This window comes from Bradyrhizobium sp. 155 (genome assembly GCF_023101105.1).
In the GTDB taxonomy this organism is placed as follows: domain Bacteria; phylum Pseudomonadota; class Alphaproteobacteria; order Rhizobiales; family Xanthobacteraceae; genus Bradyrhizobium; species Bradyrhizobium canariense_D.
This window is the reverse complement of sequence record NZ_CP064704.1, coordinates 3,578,924-3,596,355: the sequence shown is the minus strand read 5'-3', so window position 1 is coordinate 3,596,355 and position 17,432 is coordinate 3,578,924. Positions and strand designations below refer to the sequence as shown.

The following is a 17,432-nucleotide window of genomic DNA, read 5'->3' as shown; positions in this document are numbered from 1 at the left end:
ACGAGGAGCTACTGCTTGATCGTCCCGCTGCTGTTCGCTTCGACCACAGGTAGCCCGCCTGACTTTCTGAGTGATGCAGCCGGGTCGCGCAAATTGTCTGCGCGATAACCGCATGATGGCATTTAGGTTCCTGTCGTCACCGTCCCCTCGGGAGATGCTGTTCTGCCTGCTCCCACATCGCCGCCAGATTGCCAATCCAGCCGTCGCGGACAGACCCGTGCGGATGCGCCACCGCAAGTTGTGGCTGCGCGGATCATCGTGTAACATCGATCTCTGCTTTTCACTGCGGGTGGTCCCCGTCGTTTCATGCTCGCCCGTAGTCTGCTTGTCCTGGCCTCGCTGATGCTTCCTGGCGCATTGCACGCCGAAGGGACGCCGGCCGAGAAGACTGGATTTGCATCCAGGCTGACGATCTATCTTGCCAAGGGACCACCAGACGCCTGCGGACCGGGCTGCGACCGCTGGATCGCCATCGAGGGCGATATCGACCAGGACGCTGCGCCGCGCATTCGCCGCTTCCTTGCCGGCGTCAAGGACACGCAGCGTCCGATCTACCTCTATTCACCGGGCGGAAACGTGGAGCAGTCCTATGTCATCGGGCGGTTGTTGCGCAGCCGCAAGGCGATCGGTCGGGTTGGCCGGACCATCGCGACGGCGTGCGCCGCGGGCACGCAGGTGGACGCCGCGTGCCTGAAAATAAAAAATACCGGCGGCGAGGTGGAAGCCGAACTCACCACTTACCATGCGATGTGCAACTCGGCCTGCGGCTACCTGTTTCTCGGAGCGACATCGCGCGAGGTCGCCCCCGACGCCGCGCTGGCGGTCCATAATTCCAGGCTGGTCCTTGCCTTTCACGGGCATCCGCCTCCGGCGGCGGTCGCGGAATACAGGCAGCGCCGGATGGCCAGGGCCGATCGCGATCGCGCTGCGTTCATCGCGGCGATGGGGATCAGCCGCGAGCTAGACGATCTGATCCGGACGGTGAAGTTCGAAAACCTGCACCTGCTGACGCGCGCCGAGCTCTATCGTTTCGGCATCGACACGCGTTCGCTTGCCGAAACGGCGTGGAAACTGGAAAAGGAAGCGCGCCCCTTCGCCCGCAAGTTCGCGATGCTGAAGGAGAACGGCGCTTCGTTCCGGCCTATGGAATGGCGTCTGTCCTGCGAAAGCGGAAAGCGCGTGCCGTTGACATTCGCGCGCGAGATCGACGAGACGGCCGTCGGCAAGACCACCATCCTGGTGACGGCGGACGCCGCTCCGGACAACGCGGCCGGAGGGTCTGCGTTGCGGACCGGAAAATACGAAGTCTGGCGTGGCAGCATCGATCCGGACATGCTCAAGGCGATACTGGCGTCCCGCTCCCTCCATGTCCGCGAAACCACGCTGTTACCCGACGACAAGGCGGACATCACGAAATTCGACATCGACTTGACGGGCCTGACGTCAGTGTGGCCGCAGCTTGCGGCGTCATGCGCGGCGGCGACGCCGGCTCCGAAGAGCCCGTGGCCGGCCATTCAGCAGCCGAACGCCAGCGTAACGCCCCCGGCCGCACCGTCGCCATGAGTCAACGTGGCGAAACTCGAACATCGCGCCGAAGGTCAGCTCCGCCAGGGAGTGTTGCGGATGCGCGTGCATGCGTTCGGCTTGTGAAATGTGGGGTCGTGATCTTCGATGTAATCGAAATTGACAGTCCCGAACGTGGTCTGCGGCTTCTTCAAGGCCGAGCAGGTTTGTACCTGAAGGAATTCGTTCTTGAAATCACCGCGCGGAAATGCGGTGGTCACCTGGTCGCGCTGCTCTGGCGAGTACTCGTCATAGCCAATCCCCACGACGTCGACCAACACACCCGCATTCGTGAGAGCGATGTCCGGCCGCATGTATTGTGGAATTCCGGGCGTCGTATGTAACGCGATCGCCTCCCAAACCAGATCGGCTTTTGGCTCGTCGATGCCGTGCCCCCTCAGAAATTCGCGGGCGGCATCGGCGCCATCAACTTCAAATCGCTTGGTCTGTGTATGGTAATGGTCGACAAGCCCGAGATCATGGAACAGCGCCGCGATGTAGAGCAGCTCGGAATCGAATTTCAGATTTTGCCGATGTCCCTTGATCGCGCCGAACACAAAGACGCGGACCGAGTGGTTGAACAACATGTCGTTTTCGTACTGGCGCACCAGCTCGGCGGCCTCCCGTGCGATCTTGCTGTCGGGAATCTTCACGCCGGAAATTGCGATGGTCATTTCAAGCTCCTGCCTTGAATCGCCGATATCTCAGGACATGCCGTCGCAGTCGATGGCATGTGTTTACCCTCTTGCCGTCCGGCACCGGGGTCAGGCTGCCATCTCTTTCGCGGCCTGTGGCGTATTTCGGAAGCTGATTGCCATGCGATTGTACGCATTCATCAGGCCGATCGCGATGGTGAGATCGACGAGCTCGCGCTCCTCGAAGACGGCGCGGGCAGCCTCGTAAGCTTGATCCGGGATGCCGGTGTCGGCCACACGGGTCACCGTTTCAGCCCATGCGAGGGCGGCACGCTCCCGCTCGTCGAAGAGATGACCGCCTTCCGCCCAGGCCTGCACCAGCGCGATCTTTTCGATCTTCTGTCCGCTCTTCAGCAGATCGCGCGTGTGCATGTCGAGGCAGTAGGCGCAATTGTTGATCTGCGAAATGCGCAGATAAACCAGAGTGACGAGCGTTGCAGGAAGATTGCTCTGCATGACATAGCCGTAAACGCCGCCGAGCGCTTTCATGCCTGCGGGTGCAATGCGGTCGTAGTCGAGACGCTTAGCCATTTTCATACTCCATGATCGGTTCTGTTCGGCGGCTGTCGCCATGTACTTCCGCCATGTACTTCCCTGCCCGATAAATGGCCCCGCCCTGGTCTACAAAAAAGCACCAAGAATGGACGAAAATCGTGTACCACGGGGGCATGGTCAAACCGCTGCAGCTGGAGCTCGATCGATCTGCGAAGACGCCATTGGCGGAACAAATCCGCAGAGGTATCGGAGCTGCCATCGAGAGCGGCGTGCTGGCTCCGGGAGCTCGTCTGCCCTCATGGCAGGATTTGGCGGCTCAGCTGGGCGTGGCGCGCGGCACCGTGCGATCGGCCTACGAAAAACTTTCCTCTGCGCAACTGATCGTCGCGTCGCGCGCGACCGGAACGCGTGTTGCGGATCGACCCGCCTTTACCCCTCGGCAGGAAGCCGCTCCCCACCCCGGCTCGTTCATGGAGATGTACCAGGAGCTCACTGCGGGACCGGCCGTTTTCCAAATGGGTGTGCCCGCTCACGAGACCTTTCCCGCCAAGCTCTTCTCGAGGATGCGCACGCGGGCGGTGCGCGCGGAAACCAGCGCACCGGCCATTTATCGGGATCCCCGCGGCGAGCTGGAATTGAGGCGCGACATTGCGGCATATCTCGCGCTGGCGCGGGGGATCGAATGTGCACCGTCGCAGATCATCATCACCGGCGGCTTCAGCAGCGGCCTCGGACTGGCACTGCGGGTTCTCGGCCTCGAGCAGAAGAAGGTCTGGATGGAGGACCCGGGCTTCCCCTTCACAAGACACGGCCTTGAGCTTGCAAGGTTGTCGATCAGGCCGATCCCGGTTGATGTAGACGGCATTGACGTCCGTTACGGCCTGAAACACGCTCCTGATGCTGCGTTGGTGGTCGTGACGCCAGGACAGCAGGCACCGCTTGGCTCCACCTTGTCGCTGGCAAGACGTTCATGTCTTCTCGACTGGGCAGCCCAGGAAGGGGTGTGGGTGATCGAGGACGACTATCTGAGCGAGCTTCAGCTGAGAGGGCGGGCCACACCGGCGCTCGCCTCTCTCGATCGTTTCGGGCGCGTGATTCACATCGGGTCGTTCAGCAAGACCCTGACTCCTGCCTTGCGGCTGGGCTTCGTCGTTGCACCCGCCTCTCTGGCATCCCGTTTTGCCGAGGTAGCGGCATGCCTCGCTCCGGCGCCCGGGCCCTCCGTACAGCTCGCAACCGCCGAATTCATCCGCGACGGCCACTATCTGCGGCATCTTCGACGCACGAAGCGGGCCTATGCCGCGCAAGGCGATGCGCTGCTGAAATATTTGAAGGCACGCGCCAAGGACGTTGCGAAGGACGTTGCGATCGCCGGATTGGCCGCGGTCCTGAGACTGCCGGACGGAACCTCCGACGTCGCGATCGCGAGGGAAGCAGCATCGTTTGGGTTGGCGCCCACGCCCCTGTCGCTATGGCATGCGTCCGCGGCCTCGGCGCGATCCGGCCTGTTGCTGGGCGTCGCCACATCTCCCCCCAAGAGGATCGAGGCGTCCTGCGATCGGCTCCTTCAGATCATCGACCGTCATACGTGACGAGCTTCGACCCCATGTTTCCGCAATCTACACCGGCGTGTAGATCACGAGCTTCAGCGCCGGATCGTCATTGGCCTGAAAGCTCGTGTGCTCGAACCGGAGCACGCCCTTGGTCGGATGGTTCATGATCTTGAGGCCCGCGGCAGTGCTGCGGATCTCGTGCGCCTCCCACCATTTGACGAATTCCGGACTGCCCTGGCGCAGCCGCGTCAGCAATTCCGTAAAGGCGGGATCGCCGGCCCAGACGTCGTGAGTGGCGCGAAACATCGCGACCATGCTCTTGGCGATGTCAGCCCAGCCGGCACCGTAGAATTTTCGCGTCTGCTTGTTCGTCATGACCAGCAGCAGCGTGTTGCGGTCCTGCTCGGGCAATTGTCCGAACCCGAAGATCTCCTCGGCCGCCGCGTTCCAGGCCAGCACGTCCCAGCGCCGCCCCGTGACATAGGCCGGCTGCGCCAGGCTCTCGATCATCCGCCGAACGGGGGGCGGCACGATCTCGCGCGTGAACGCGCGCCTATCGCCGTCGCGCGCAAGTGCCTTGAGATGGGCGTGCTCGGTCTTGCTGAGGCGCAACGCTCGCGCCAGCGCATCCACGGTGGTGACCGAGGGGCTGACGGTGCGGCCCTGCTCGAGGCGGATGTACCAGTCGACGCCGATGCCGGCGAGCTGCGCCACCTCTTCGCGGCGCAGGCCCGCCGTGCGACGCCGCCGGCCCGCGGGAAGCCCGACCGTCTTCGGCGACAGCTTTTCGCGGCGGGACCTGAGGAAGTCGCCGAATTCGACGCGGCGTGGGTCGGCCATGGTGACGTGCCTCGATGGAGGGCTTGGGGAATACTAGGATAATACCAGGCCTTCCTGGGCCTGGAAAGGCGGCGCATATGGGCTTCAACCCACTTTGAGGTGAGATCATGAAAGCTGCCGTATTGAAATCATTTGGATCGCCGCTTGCGATTGAGGAAGCCGCGGACCCTGTGCTCGGCACGGGCGAGGTCATCGTGGACGTCATCGCAACGCGGGTGCTGTCCTACATGAACGAGGTCTTCAGCGGGGCACGCAACTATGCCCTCGACCTGCCGATCATCCCGGGGCCAGGCGGCATCGGCCGGGTGCGCGCCATCGGCCCGGACGCAACCAAGCTCAGCGTTGGCGACTGGGTGTTCTGCGACCCGACGGTGCGCTCGCGCGACGACGCCGCAGCGCCCGACATTGCCCTGCAAGGACTCACTGCCCCCGGTGCCGGCGCCATGCGCCTGCAACAGCATTTTCGCCATGGCTCGTTCGCCGAGCAGATGCGGGTGCCGACGGAGAACGTCAAACGGCTTGGCACGATCGCGTCGGAGGACGCCACGCGATGGTGCGCGCTGGGGACGCTGCTGGTGCCCTATGGCGGCTTTCTCGCCGCCAGCCTTCAGCCCGGCGAGACCGTGCTGGTGAGCGGGGCCACCGGCAATTTCGGCAGCGCAGCCGTCTCCGTCGCGCTCGCGATGGGCGCGGCCTGCGTGGTCGCGCCCGGCCGCAACGACAAGATCTTGGCCGACCTCGTCCGCCGTTTCGGCGATCGCGTGAAGCCGGTCAAACTCTCCGGCAACGAGGATCACGACCGCGAGAGCATGAAGCGTGCGGCGCCCGGGCCGATCGACTGCGTGCTCGACATCATGCCGCCCTCGGTGAGCACGAATGTGGTGCGCGCGGCGATCATGACGGTGCGCCCCAATGGCCGCGTCGTGCTGATGGGTGGCGTCGGCATGGCCGGCGGCGCTGGCCTCGAGCTGCCCTACCCCTGGATCATGCGCAACTGCATCAGCATCCACGGCGTCTGGATGTATCCGCCGGATGCGGCAAGCCGCCTGATCGCGCTGGTGCGCGCGGGACTGCTGAGGCTGGAGGAGTACGAGGCCACGGCCTTCGACCTCGACCACGCCAATGAGGCGGTAGCCCATGCCGCAGCCAATGGCGGGCCGTTCAAATTGACGGTGATCCGGCCTTGAACCTCCCGGGAGCACCATTTTTTTCGTCAGTGCGCCCAAGCACTTGGCTACTGTGCATGGGGTTGTTTTCGCGGTTTTTACTCGAGCTCGACCACCTGGCCGTTCGACAGCGACACGCGGCGGTCCATCCGGCCGGCGAGCTCCATGTTGTGGGTCGCGATCAGCATCGAGACCTTGGTCGCCTTGACGAGCTGCATCAGGGCCTGGAAGACGTGGTCAGCGGTGTGCGGATCGAGATTGCCGGTCGGCTCGTCCGCAAACAGCACCCGCGGAGCATTGGCCACCGCGCGCGCGATTGCAACGCGCTGCTGCTCGCCGCCCGACAGCTCGGACGGACGGTGCGTGATGCGCTCGCCGAGGCCGAGATAGCCAAGGATCTCCTTGGCGCGCTTGACGCTCTCGGATTTCTTGAGGCCGCGGATCATCTGCGGCAGCATGACGTTCTCCAGCGCCGAGAACTCCGGCAACAGCCGGTGGGACTGGTAGACGAAGCCGATATCGGTGCGGCGAAGCTGGGTGCGCTCGATGTCGGGCAGTTGCGAGGTCGGCGCGCCATTGACGTAGACCTCGCCGGAATCGGGCGCTTCCAACAGACCCGCAATGTGCAGCAGCGTCGACTTGCCCGAGCCTGACGGCGCCACCAGCGCGACGGACTGGCCCGCCCACAGCGCGAGCTTGGCGCCGTCGAGGATCGTCAGCGGCACCTCGCCCTGCAAGTACTGTCGCTTTATCTCGTGGAGATAAATGACCGGTACATCTTCCGCCCCCTGCTGCTCCATCAGCCCCTCACTCGTACCGCAGCGCTTCGACGGGATCGAGGCGCGCGGCGCGCCAGGACGGATACAGCGTCGCCAGGAACGACAGCGTCAGCGCCATGATCACGACGGCCGAGGTCTCGCCGATGTCGATCTCGGCGGGCAGCTTCGACAGGAAATATAGCTCTGGCGAAAACAGTTCGGTGCTGGTCAGCCAGGACAGGAATTGCCTGATCGATTCGATGTTCAGGCAGATCACCAGCCCGACGATGAAGCCGACCATCGTACCGACCACGCCGATCGAGGCGCCCGTGATCAGGAAGATGCGCATGATCGAGCCTTGCGAGGCCCCCATGGTCCGCAGGATCGCGATGTCGCTGCCCTTGTCCTTCACCAGCATGATCAGGCCGGAAACGATGTTGAGCGCGGCGACCAGCACGATCATGGTGAGGATCAGGAACATCACGTTGCGTTCGACCTGGAGCGCGTTGAAGAAGGTCGAGTTGCGCTGCCGCCAGTCCACCAGAAACACCGGCCGGCCCGCCGCCTCCGTCACGGCCTGGCGGAACGCGACGATCTGATCCGGATTGGTGGTGAAGACCTCGATCGAGGTGACGTCGTTGCTGCGGTTGAAATAGGCCTGCGCCTCCGCGAGCGGCATGAACACGAAGCCGAGATCATACTCGGACATGCCGATCTCGAATACCGCGGCGATCTTGTACGGCTTGATGCGCGGTGTCGTGCCCATTGGCGTGACTGCGCCCTTTGGCGCGACCAGCGTGATGCTGTCGCCGGCGTGCAGCGACAGCTGGTCAGCGAGGCGCCGGCCGATCGCGACCCCCTGCCCGTCATCAAAACCCTCGAGCGAGCCCTGCTTGATGTTCTTGGCGATCGAGGTGAGGTTGTTGAGGTCGTCGGAGCGGATGCCGCGCACCAGGACGCCGGAGGCGTTCCACGGCGATGACGCCAGCGCCTGGCCGTCCACCACGGGCGCGGCGAGCCGAATGCCCTGGACCTGACTGAGGCGGTCGGCGACGTCCTTCCAGTCGGTCAGCGGCGATTCCAGCGGCTGGACCAGGATGTGGCCGTTGAGCCCGAGTATCTTGTCGAGCAGCTCCTTGCGGAAGCCGTTCATGACGGCCATGACGATAATCAGTGTCGCCACGCCCAGCATGATGCCGAGGAAGGAGAACCCAGCGATGACCGAGATGAATCCCTCCTTGCGGCGCGCCCGTAGGTAACGCCCCGACAGCATCCACTCGAATGGCGCAAAAGGCGCGGTTTGAACAGTTTCGGTCATGGTCTCATCCATCGCTCGATAGTCCCATGATTCGGGGTCAAATGTGGCCGGATTGGCGGCCGCGATCTCGGGCGATGAACAATATTCAGCCGACCAGCCTTATCAGCCCACAAGTCTTGCGACCGCGTCCGCAGGCGACATGATCTCGCGGGCGCCGTCACTTCGCCGCTTGAGCTCGACCTTGCCGTCGGCGAGCCCTTTCGGCCCGATCATGATCTGCCACGGAATGCCGATCAGGTCGGCGGCGGCGAATTTGGCTCCGGCGCGCTGGTCGGTGTCGTCGTAGAGCACGTCGACGCACTTGGCGGACAGCTCCGCATAGAGCTTCTCGCAGGCCGCATCGACCGCGGCATCGCCCTGCTTGAGGTTGAGAATCGACACGCGGAACGGGGCAACGGCCTCCGGCCATTTGATGCCGGCATCGTCATGGCAGGCCTCGATAATGGCGCCGAGCAGGCGCGAGACGCCGACGCCGTAGGAGCCGCCGTGGATCGGCACGTCGACACCGTCGGGGCCTGCCACCAGCGCCTTCATCGCCTCGGAATACTTCGTGCCGAAATAGAAGATCTGCCCGACCTCGATACCGCGGGTGTTCACCCGCTTGTCCGCGGGCACTTCCTGCTCGAAGCGCGCGGCGTCGTGAACGTCTTCCGTCGCCGCATAGACCGACGTCCATTGCTTGATGATCGGCGTCAAATCGCTCTCATAGTCGACGTCCTCGCCCGGCACCGGCAGGTCCAGCACGTCGCGATTGATGAACACGCCGGATTCGCCGGTCTCGGCCAGCACAATGAACTCATGACTGAGATCGCCGCCGATCGGGCCGGTCTCGGCGCGCATCGGGATAGCCTTCAGCCCCATCCGCGCGAAGGTGCGCAAATACGCGACGAACATCTTGTTGTAGGCGACGCGCGCCGCGGCCTCGTTGAGGTCGAATGAATAGGCGTCCTTCATCAGGAACTCGCGGCCGCGCATCACGCCGAAGCGCGGACGCTGCTCGTCGCGGAATTTCCATTGAATATGATAGAGATTCAGCGGCAGGCTCTTGTAGGACTTCACATAGGCGCGGAAGATCTCGGTGATCATTTCCTCGTTGGTCGGGCCATACAGCAGCTCACGCTTGTGCCGGTCGGCGATGCGCAGCATCTCGGGGCCATAGGCATCGTAGCGGCCGCTCTCGCGCCAGAGGTCGGCAAGCTGCAGCGTCGGCATCAACAGTTCCAGCGCGCCAGAGCGGTCCTGCTCCTCGCGCACGATCTGCTCGATCTTCTTGAGCACGCGGAAGCCGAGCGGCAGCCAGGCATAGATGCCGGCGGCCTCCTGCCGGATCATGCCGGCACGCAGCATCAGCCGATGCGAGACGATCTCCGCCTCTTTCGGATTTTCCTTCAGAATGGGCAGAAAGAACCGCGACAACCGCATGGCAATACTCGAGGAATCAGTGATGACTTGCAGTGAAACCGGATTGGGAGCCAAAACACAAGACCGGGAATGAGGAAAACCCGCTAACACAGCGGAATTCCTGTCATTTTTCCGTCGACTTCAGATTCGACGTGATGTGCCGAAGAGCCCGATTCAGGGCGCCGCCACCTCAAGCTCGTCCTCCAGCGTGATCTTCTCGAAATCGCTCACCAGCGCGTCGATCCGCACATGCCAGCGGCCCGCAAAGGGCAGCTCGACCTTGCGCACGTGCCAGTAGCTGTCCGGCCCGAGCGAGGCGTTCCGCTCCATCGGCTCGATGCCGCGTTCGGGCAGGCTCAGCGTCAGCGTTACCTCCTTGGCCTCCAGCACCGCCCCCTCGCCAGTGATGAGCTGCAGCACGAAATCGTCGATACCCGCCTTACCCGGCGAGACCAGGATCTGAAACATCGCCCTGTCGGTGTGGATGTGGATCGCCAGCGGGGTCTCCGGAACGATCGTCCGCGGCGGCGGCGTGAAGCGCCAGCCGGCGACCACGGCGAAGATGCCGAGCGCGATGGCGCATTCGATCACGATCGAGCGCTTCAGGGCCGGCGCAGCCTTGTGATCTCCCGCGAGCGCCGGGGTCAGGCGGAAGCGGTTGAGCGCGGCAAGCGCCAACAGCACGAGGACCAGCGCGAGCTTGATCGAGAGGATGAGCCCGTAGCGGGTCTCGACCAATGCAGACGGATCCTCAAGCTGGACGATGGCGAGCGCGAGGCCGGTCAATGCGAGAACACCAACGACCGGCGCGGCGAGGCGAGAGAAGCGGTTCACGACAGGCAATGCCACGGCGAGCCGCTTCGATAACAGGGCGACCAGCGGTGCGAGGGCTCCAATCCAGAAGGCAACACCAAGACCATGGAGAAAGATTGCCGGCCGGGTCAACAGTTCGGGCGGTGCCGTAGCGGCGTGCCCGGTCATTGCCAGCGACAAGCCGACGCCGACGAAGGCAATAATGGCCAGAGCGCGCGCGCACCACGCGCTGCCTAGCGCCAGCAATGCGAACAGCATTGCAGCGACGGCCACGAGCAAGGCGGGGCCCGCGCTGGTCCCGAATGCCACTTTCCAGGGAGCCATCGTCGCGAGAGCCGACAACGGTAGCCCGAGGAGATCAAGCCCCAACACGCCAAGGGACACCACCGCGCTCGGGAGACCGATGGCGAGCGCCACACGCGGGACGGTTATGCCCGTCATCGACCACGCAACCCAGCGCGCAAAGAACACGCCGCCGACGCCGACGAAGAGGCCAAGATAGAGACCGACCCGCGCCAGCCAGATCAGCACGTTCAATCCGCGATCGGCGTTTGCGGGAGGTTGCGTCCCCGTCGGCGTGCCGATAGAGAAGATCACCGATCCCGTGACGGGATGACCGTCCTGCGAGATCACGCGATAGCTGACGACCGCCGTGCCCTGCGGCATGTCCATCGGCATCGCGACCGAGATGGTCTCGCCCGATGCGTTGACGCGCACATCATCCCGCGCCCTGCCCGCGCCGTCGATCAGCCGGATCGCGCCCGGCGTCACTGTCTCATTGAAGCGCAACTCCACCGCCTTCGGCGCGCTCGCGAGCATGCTGCCGCTCGCCGGCTCGACCGCGACGAGCGCCGCGTGCGCCGAGGCGCCGGTCGCGAAGCCGACAACGAGAAGCAGCGTCGCCAGCGCGGCGAGCAGGCGCATCAGGGTTTTGGCAGAAGTTTTACGCCCGGCGCCGGTGACTTGCCCTCGTGCGAATGCCCTGCCCCCTCCGCGGGGATCTCGATCCAGCGGCTGACGCCGGTCTCGCATTCCTGGACGACGGGGAAGTACAGGATTGTGTTCGGTTTGAGCGTGTCGGTCAGGGCCGTGTGCATGACGAACTCGTCATAGTTCTTGTCCGGCAGCTTACCGCCGGACCAGGTCACCTCCTTGACGCCGGACGAAAGCTTGTTGCCGTGATAGTCGTATTCGCTGGCATATTTGCCCTCGACCACGTCAACACTCCAGCCCGCCTTCGGCATCGGTTTCACCGCGATCACGCCTTCCGGGATCTGCACCCGGATTTTCACCGTGGGCGAGCCGGCGCAACCGTGCGGGACAGCGAAGACGGCCTTGTACGATCCCCCCACGGTTGCCTGCTTGCCTTCGAGGAAGACGTGCGCAGTCGCTGGCGTTGCCGCAAATACGCTCAGAACAATCAGCCAGGTTCGCTTCGACATATTGGATCTCCCAAAGGTCCAGATCATGCTCGTCACATCTTCATTCCAGAATGATCAGGCATTTTCTTCATCATGTGCCCACTGTCGCCGGGCGCCTGCGCGCCGACGCCCTGGACGTCGAGGGAAACGGCGACCTTGCCGGCCTTCTCGAACTGAAGCGTCACTGGCACCTTGTCGCCCTGCTTGAAGGGGCCCTTCAGCTCCTGGAGCATGAGGTGGTAGCCGCCGGGGGCGAACTTCACCGTCTTGCCGGGATCGATCACCAGGCCCTTGTCGAGCAGGCGCATCTTCATCACGCCGTTCTCCATCGCCATCTCGTGAACCTCGGCCTTCCCCGCGATATCCGCGGAAACGCTGACCAGCTTGTCGGCCACTGTGCCCTTGTTCTCGATGGTGAGATAGCCGCCGGCGACCTTGGCGCCGCCCGGCGTCGCCCGGCTCCACGGTTGCGAGATGACGAGATCGCCGGCCTTGATGTCCTCGGCCTGCGCGACGGCACAGGCGGTCAGCAACAGTGAAATTGCAAGGAGAGTTCGTCCGATATTCTTCATGTTGATTGCCTCTTTCTCGATTGATCGGGCCAAGAATGGCCCTGCATTCTTGCGATCACTTTCCGCCGCCGTCAGCATCGGCATTCGGAATGCGGGCCTGCCGCGGAGCCGAGCATAGAGCGTCACCATCGATACCTCATTCCAGCGTATACTGCTCTTCCAGTACCCGGCTCAAACAATGCTGACGTCGCCGTCGCTCGATCGATGATGCTGGCGCTGGCTATGTAGGTCTTGTTGGTGAGATTGCGCCCCTCGATGTAGGCAGACATCGGGCCGCCATTGTCGAATCCGGCTTTCAATCCCAACAGGGCGTAAGGCTCTGTCGTCAGCGTGTTCATGCTGTCGACGAAGTAGGCCTGTGGCACCCATTCTACGTTGGGTCCAACATAGAAACCGGTAGGGTGCTTGTAGAGAAGCTCCGTGCGCAAATAGTGAGTTGGGGCTCCCGGCAATCGATTGTTTCCGAAGATCGGATCTTTGTCGAAGCGGAAGTCGTTGAAGGAATAGGCGACATTTAGCCAGATCTTGTCCGGCGCCGGGCCATTGACGAAGATGTCACGAAAGATGGCTGCGCCCGCGCCGGCCTCGACGCCCTGATGGATGGTGCGGTCGGCATTGGTCACATTGCAATTGCCGAAAGCACTATAGAGGCATTGCAATTCGTCGCGAATGTTGGCCCGGTAGGCAGTCAGTTCCCAGGCATAATCAGATCGCTTCATGCGAGTCCCGATTTCGTACGTGGTCGCAATCTGCGGGCGGATGCTGGTGAACGGGATCGTCGGAATGCCGAGACCGATCGCGCTTTCGCCGAAGCTCGGCACCTCGGCACTCCGCGAGACATTGGCGAAGGCCTGCCAAGCCGGATCGATTTGCCACAACAGACCGCTTTTCGGCGACCAGAGATTAAAGCGCGTTGCCCCCGATTGATCCCCGTCGCTGATGAAGCGATCCTGCCGATTGCGGGTCGCGTAGAGAAATTGCGTGCCGCCGATCAGCGCAAGATTTGGAAGGACGTAGAAGCTGTCCTCGACATAGGCGGAAATATTCTCCGACCGATCGATCGAGGAAGAAAGCAGTGCGCCCTTCTGCCCGCCAATGTTGGCGAACTGCTGGTTGTCAATGCTGCCGTTCAGCACATTGACGCCTGCGACCAACTTGTTGCGGAAGCCGCCAATGGTGCGGTCATCCGTGATCTTCGCGAATCCGCCGTAGTCCTTGTAACGGTAGTCCAGCCACTGGAAGATCGGATGCATCAAATGGCGATCGACGCCAAAGGCGCCGAATTCGACTTTGGTATCATCGAAACGAACGGTGGTTTTGTTGGCGAGCCTGACAGTATCGATATTGCGCTGCTGATCCATCGCAACATTCGCGGGTGCAGCAGCTTCCGGATCGGTCAAAGCGGACGTCTTGGTCACGGTACCCGGAATTCGCTGCCGCACCTCGTTGGCATTGAGGTAGAACCGTGTCTCGACATCCGCGGAGAACTGATAGCCCACATTACCGCTCAAACGGTTGCTCGAGCCGAAGCTCTGATCGCGAAATCCGTCTGCGGCCTGCGCGGAAGCGGTCACGAAACCATCCCACCGCCCGTTGACGCCTCCCGCGTTCGCCTGAAGTCGTTTGTAGCCGAATCCTCCGACATCGAAGGATACACCGTTCGGAAACGAGTCGCGGCCAGTCGGGGTCACAAAGTTGATCGCGCCCCCCAGCGAATTGGCGCCAAACTGAAGCGCATTGCCGCCCTTGAAGACTTCGACATATTTGTAGGCGCTCGGATCAATCTCCTGGAAATCGCCATAGCCATCCGCGGTGTTGATCGGAATGCCGTCCATATAGAGCTGCACGCCGCGCAGATGAAAATTGCGCGACAGGCCGGATCCGCGAATCGAAAGACGGGTGTCGTCGCCCCATTTGGGCTGGGCGTACACGCCGGGCACGTAATCCAGAACATCCTTGATCGTGTTGGACGGCGTCGAGTTCCTGTACGCCTCGGCCGACACGAGCGCCACGCCGCCCGGAGTCTGGTCAATTTCCGCCAGCGCTTGTTGAGCAGTCAGAACCGTCAGGGCACCCGGAGCCCCTGCACTCTGGTCGCTCACGGTTTCCTGCGGTGATGGGGTCGTTCGCAGGCTTCGGGTGATGCGGGCCGATCGCGCAGAATTGCGTGGCGGTCGGACCGCCGGCGTACGCTTCTGGTGAGGCGCCTCAACCGTGATTGGCGGCAGCACTGCGCTGCTGTCTTGGGCAAAGGCTCCGCTCGACGACGCAAGCAGCGCGGCCTGAATGGCAACGACGCTCACGCCACGGCGGGCATGACAACGTAACATAGGGCATTCCTGACGCCGGGCTTTCTCTCCGGCCATTCGACAGCATCAATCGCCTGCGGCGGACCGCGGCGATCACGAGAGTCGTCAGGAAAATTGAGGCGGGGCGCGCGCCTGGGCGTTTGTGCCCTTATGGGCCGCGCCGGCGAATGCCTCCGCCGCGCGCCACACCACGCGCTGGGCGTGGCGCAAGGGAACGGAGAGTGCGGCGTGCGGCGGCGAATCGAGCGACGCGCCCACCTGCGCCAGGCAACAGAGGGCACACGCACCGGCATGTGCGACCGGCGTACCCGCCGGATCGTTCAGCCCGCCTTGCTCGCCTGCGCTGTGGCAGATGACGGCGGCGGACAGCGGATCGGCCACGGCCTGGCCGGCCGCCAGACAGGCGGCAATCGGCGCCAGCACCTGCATCACTAGGGCAAGCAGGACCAGAGGTAGGAATTTTTGCAGCCGTGCGCGCATCCGCTGAACCGTTTGTTCGTCTACTAACTAAACACCGGCGGATGGCCAAGTCGAGCCCGGTTCCGCCGCCTTCTTGGTCCAGCGCAAATTCCCCGGAAACTGTGGTCCGGCCGGCCCAAGGGAGGGGACCTCCGGGATTTGAGGCAGTCGAGACCTGGCCCATCCACAGATTTCTTATATTTGTCATACACTTATGCGGCCGGCCGTCCGATCATTTCGTCAATTGCTCGAATTTTGAACATTCGTTGCCGAAAATGATGACAAGTGAGAAAAGTTGATCTAGCATCCTTTTGCTCAGGCTGGCCGCGAGGTCGAAGTCTGGTGGTCCAAGTCTCGGGAGGAGCCCCTGACGCGCAAAATGCAGCGTCGCCCCGCCAATCAAGATCAAATCTTAGAATCGGGGATAATAGGGTCGACACAATTTTCGAGCGGGGCTAGGGCCCCGCTCTTTTTTTGTCTGCGGGGCTAAAGCACCGATGAATCCTTCTCCCAATCCGATCGAACAGAGCTTTGAACTTGCAGCCTCGCGCTGCATCGATCTCACGCCACTCGTCTATCGCGGCTGTTCGAGCAGCATCCCGAAACCCGGGCGATGTTCCGCACGCTAGGCAGCGAGATCGTGATGGGATCGATGCTCGCACTCACGATCGAGGCGATTCTCGACTTCGCCGGTGATCGCCGCGGGCAATTCCGGCTGATCACATGCGAGGTCGTATCGCACGATGGCTACGGCACGCCGCGCGAGCTGTTCATCGCCTTCTTCGCCGTCATCAGGGATACGCTGCGCGATCTTCTCCGCGATGAATGGTCGCCGGGCATGGCGCAGGCATGGCACCGATTGCTCATCGAGATCGACGCGTTCGCCGCCGTACAGGCCTGACGCTTTGCGCTGCACCAACACGGGCTCGCGGCGACCCCGCCGTTGATTGCGGATTGAGTGGCACCAACTCTTGTGAGACACTTTCGAACATCGGTCGCGCAATCAATGACGCGCCGAGATAGAATTGTATGGGAGCGAGCGATGTCCGGGACGAAAGATTTCTCGACGACGAGGCGCGATCTTCTTCAGGCGGCAGCAACCGCCGGCGCCGCGACTGCCATCCTCGGCAGCATGGGCATAAACGCCGCCCTTGCAGCCGAAGTCGGACGAAGCGAGAAGCCGCTGAAGGCGGCGTTCTCCAACGCGGGCCTCCAGGCGACCTGGTGCGCGCAGGGCAAGCAGGCCGCGGAATTCTGGGGCAAGCTGTTCAATGTCGAGGTCACCTGGTTCGACGGCCAGCTCGATGCCGTGAAGCAACGCGCGGCGATCGACAACATGGCCTCGCAGAAATGGGACTTCGTCGCGATCCAGGCTTTTGGCATCGGCACGCTCACCCAGCCGGTGCAGAAGATGATCGACGCCGGCACGCCCGTGATCGATATGGACACGCTGATTGCGCCGCTCGACCAGATCAACGTCCACTCCTTCCTCGCCCCCGATAACGAGTTCATGGGCGCCTCGGTGACGCAGGCGCTGTGCAACGCCATGGGCGGCAAGGGCAAGATCATCATGACGCAAGGAGCCCTCGGCCACACCGGCGCGCAGGGCCGCGCCAAGGGCTTCAACAATGTCGTGAAGCAATTCCCTGGGATCGAGGTGCTCGACACCCAGCCGGCCGACTGGGATGTGTCGAAGACCGCGCGTCTCTGGGAAACCTACCTGACGAAGTATCCGCAGATCGACGCGGCGTTCTTCCACAATGACGACATGGCGCTCGCCGCCGCCAACATCATGAAGGCGCGGGGCCGCACCAACATCCTGATCGGCGGTGTGGATGCGATGCCGCCGGCGATCCAGGCCGTCAGCGAAGGCCGCATGTTCGCCACCGTGCGCAATCCGTCCTGCCGCATTCATGGCGGCGCCATCATTGCGGGCGTCTCCGCCGTGGTCGGGGGCGAAAAGAGCGGACAGGGCATCCCGAAGAACGTCGTCACCGACGGTCCGGTCGTGACCAAGGCCAACGCCGCCGGCATGCAGTGGATGCAGGATCACTTCCTGATCTGAGCCT

At 63.0% G+C, this 17,432-nt stretch carries 15 protein-coding genes and 1 pseudogene; 5 read left to right on the top strand and 11 right to left on the bottom strand.

Features of this window, described 5'->3' with window-relative positions; genetic code table 11:
- The first annotated feature begins 306 nt into the window (after positions 1-306).
- Positions 307-1,563, top strand: coding sequence for a hypothetical protein (locus IVA93_RS17550; RefSeq protein WP_085353294.1), 1,257 nt, complete (start codon positions 307-309; stop codon positions 1,561-1,563).
- A gap of 35 nt (positions 1,564-1,598) precedes the next feature.
- Here IVA93_RS17550 and IVA93_RS17545 read toward each other — a convergent pair whose 3' ends face one another.
- The gene (locus tag IVA93_RS17545; protein ID WP_247370280.1) at positions 1,599-2,237 is read right to left on the bottom strand and encodes an HD domain-containing protein; all 639 of its coding nucleotides are present in this window, start codon (positions 2,235-2,237) and stop codon (positions 1,599-1,601) included.
- 90 nt (positions 2,238-2,327) lie between these two features.
- Positions 2,328-2,789 (bottom strand): carboxymuconolactone decarboxylase family protein, encoded by a 462-nt coding sequence (locus IVA93_RS17540; RefSeq protein WP_085353296.1) that lies wholly within the window; start codon positions 2,787-2,789, stop codon positions 2,328-2,330.
- A 137-nt stretch (positions 2,790-2,926) separates the two neighbouring features.
- Between IVA93_RS17540 and pdxR the strand changes: the two genes are divergently transcribed.
- Positions 2,927-4,345 (top strand): MocR-like pyridoxine biosynthesis transcription factor PdxR, encoded by a 1,419-nt coding sequence (gene pdxR, locus IVA93_RS17535; RefSeq protein ID WP_247789892.1) that lies wholly within the window; start codon positions 2,927-2,929, stop codon positions 4,343-4,345.
- A gap of 27 nt (positions 4,346-4,372) precedes the next feature.
- On the opposite strand, the gene IVA93_RS17530 is transcribed toward pdxR, so the two are convergent.
- The gene (locus IVA93_RS17530; protein ID WP_018455054.1) at positions 4,373-5,146 is read right to left on the bottom strand and encodes a helix-turn-helix transcriptional regulator; all 774 of its coding nucleotides are present in this window, start codon (positions 5,144-5,146) and stop codon (positions 4,373-4,375) included.
- Positions 5,147-5,253: 107 nt separating this feature from the next.
- On the opposite strand from IVA93_RS17530, the gene IVA93_RS17525 reads away from it, so the two are divergent.
- Entirely contained in the window at positions 5,254-6,333 is a 1,080-nt protein-coding gene (locus tag IVA93_RS17525; protein WP_018455055.1) for a zinc-binding dehydrogenase, read from the top strand.
- A 77-nt stretch (positions 6,334-6,410) separates the two neighbouring features.
- On the opposite strand, the gene IVA93_RS17520 is transcribed toward IVA93_RS17525, so the two are convergent.
- The 8 genes from IVA93_RS17520 to IVA93_RS17485 all read right to left on the bottom strand — a co-directional run bounded on the left by IVA93_RS17520 (position 6,411) and on the right by IVA93_RS17485 (position 15,384).
- Entirely contained in the window at positions 6,411-7,112 is a 702-nt protein-coding gene (locus IVA93_RS17520) for an ABC transporter ATP-binding protein (protein ID WP_018455056.1), read from the bottom strand.
- A 7-nt stretch (positions 7,113-7,119) separates the two neighbouring features.
- The gene (locus tag IVA93_RS17515) at positions 7,120-8,400 is read right to left on the bottom strand and encodes a lipoprotein-releasing ABC transporter permease subunit (RefSeq protein WP_018455057.1); all 1,281 of its coding nucleotides are present in this window, start codon (positions 8,398-8,400) and stop codon (positions 7,120-7,122) included.
- A gap of 90 nt (positions 8,401-8,490) precedes the next feature.
- Positions 8,491-9,810, bottom strand: coding sequence for a proline--tRNA ligase (gene proS, locus IVA93_RS17510; RefSeq protein WP_085394834.1), 1,320 nt, complete (start codon positions 9,808-9,810; stop codon positions 8,491-8,493).
- Between the two features lie 153 nt (positions 9,811-9,963).
- Positions 9,964-11,526, bottom strand: coding sequence for a copper resistance CopC/CopD family protein (locus IVA93_RS17505; protein WP_247789891.1), 1,563 nt, complete (start codon positions 11,524-11,526; stop codon positions 9,964-9,966).
- A complete protein-coding gene (locus tag IVA93_RS17500; protein WP_018455060.1) occupies positions 11,526-12,044 on the bottom strand; it encodes a YcnI family copper-binding membrane protein in 519 nt (172 codons plus the stop codon). The genes IVA93_RS17505 and IVA93_RS17500 overlap by 1 nt, the downstream gene beginning before the upstream one ends.
- Before the next feature lie 32 nt (positions 12,045-12,076).
- On the bottom strand, positions 12,077-12,595 hold the full coding sequence (locus IVA93_RS17495) for a copper chaperone PCu(A)C (protein WP_247370273.1): 519 nt from the start codon (positions 12,593-12,595) through the stop codon (positions 12,077-12,079).
- 122 nt (positions 12,596-12,717) lie between these two features.
- The gene (locus tag IVA93_RS17490) at positions 12,718-14,925 is read right to left on the bottom strand and encodes a TonB-dependent receptor family protein (RefSeq protein WP_247370269.1); all 2,208 of its coding nucleotides are present in this window, start codon (positions 14,923-14,925) and stop codon (positions 12,718-12,720) included.
- A gap of 84 nt (positions 14,926-15,009) precedes the next feature.
- Positions 15,010-15,384: a DUF2946 family protein gene (locus IVA93_RS17485; protein WP_247370267.1), complete on the bottom strand. Its 375-nt coding sequence runs from the start codon at positions 15,382-15,384 to the stop codon at positions 15,010-15,012.
- A 476-nt stretch (positions 15,385-15,860) separates the two neighbouring features.
- On the opposite strand from IVA93_RS17485, the pseudogene IVA93_RS17480 reads away from it, so the two are divergent.
- Together IVA93_RS17480 and IVA93_RS17475 are read left to right on the top strand one after the other, a co-directional pair.
- A pseudogene (locus IVA93_RS17480) lies at positions 15,861-16,264 on the top strand (globin).
- Between the two features lie 141 nt (positions 16,265-16,405).
- Complete coding sequence (locus IVA93_RS17475) at positions 16,406-17,428, top strand: sugar ABC transporter substrate-binding protein (RefSeq protein ID WP_247370265.1); 1,023 nt, start codon at positions 16,406-16,408, stop codon at positions 17,426-17,428.
- The last annotated feature ends 4 nt before the right edge of the window (positions 17,429-17,432 follow it).

Bases quoted from the DNA above. Each gene is read 5' to 3' on its own strand.
- IVA93_RS17550 (WP_085353294.1), top strand. From the start codon at position 307: ATGCTCGCCCGTAGTCTGCTTGTCCTGGCCTCGCTGATGCTTCCTGGC.
- IVA93_RS17545 (WP_247370280.1), bottom strand. From the start codon at position 2,237: ATGACCATCGCAATTTCCGGCGTGAAGATTCCCGACAGCAAGATCGCA.
- IVA93_RS17540 (WP_085353296.1), bottom strand. From the start codon at position 2,789: ATGGCTAAGCGTCTCGACTACGACCGCATTGCACCCGCAGGCATGAAA.
- pdxR (WP_247789892.1), top strand. From the start codon at position 2,927: ATGGTCAAACCGCTGCAGCTGGAGCTCGATCGATCTGCGAAGACGCCA.
- IVA93_RS17530 (WP_018455054.1), bottom strand. From the start codon at position 5,146: ATGGCCGACCCACGCCGCGTCGAATTCGGCGACTTCCTCAGGTCCCGC.
- IVA93_RS17525 (WP_018455055.1), top strand. From the start codon at position 5,254: ATGAAAGCTGCCGTATTGAAATCATTTGGATCGCCGCTTGCGATTGAG.
- IVA93_RS17520 (WP_018455056.1), bottom strand. From the start codon at position 7,112: ATGGAGCAGCAGGGGGCGGAAGATGTACCGGTCATTTATCTCCACGAG.
- IVA93_RS17515 (WP_018455057.1), bottom strand. From the start codon at position 8,400: ATGGATGAGACCATGACCGAAACTGTTCAAACCGCGCCTTTTGCGCCA.
- proS (WP_085394834.1), bottom strand. From the start codon at position 9,810: ATGCGGTTGTCGCGGTTCTTTCTGCCCATTCTGAAGGAAAATCCGAAA.
- IVA93_RS17505 (WP_247789891.1), bottom strand. From the start codon at position 11,526: ATGCGCCTGCTCGCCGCGCTGGCGACGCTGCTTCTCGTTGTCGGCTTC.
- IVA93_RS17500 (WP_018455060.1), bottom strand. From the start codon at position 12,044: ATGTCGAAGCGAACCTGGCTGATTGTTCTGAGCGTATTTGCGGCAACG.
- IVA93_RS17495 (WP_247370273.1), bottom strand. From the start codon at position 12,595: ATGAAGAATATCGGACGAACTCTCCTTGCAATTTCACTGTTGCTGACC.
- IVA93_RS17490 (WP_247370269.1), bottom strand. From the start codon at position 14,925: ATGTTACGTTGTCATGCCCGCCGTGGCGTGAGCGTCGTTGCCATTCAG.
- IVA93_RS17485 (WP_247370267.1), bottom strand. From the start codon at position 15,384: ATGCGCGCACGGCTGCAAAAATTCCTACCTCTGGTCCTGCTTGCCCTA.
- IVA93_RS17475 (WP_247370265.1), top strand. From the start codon at position 16,406: ATGTCCGGGACGAAAGATTTCTCGACGACGAGGCGCGATCTTCTTCAG.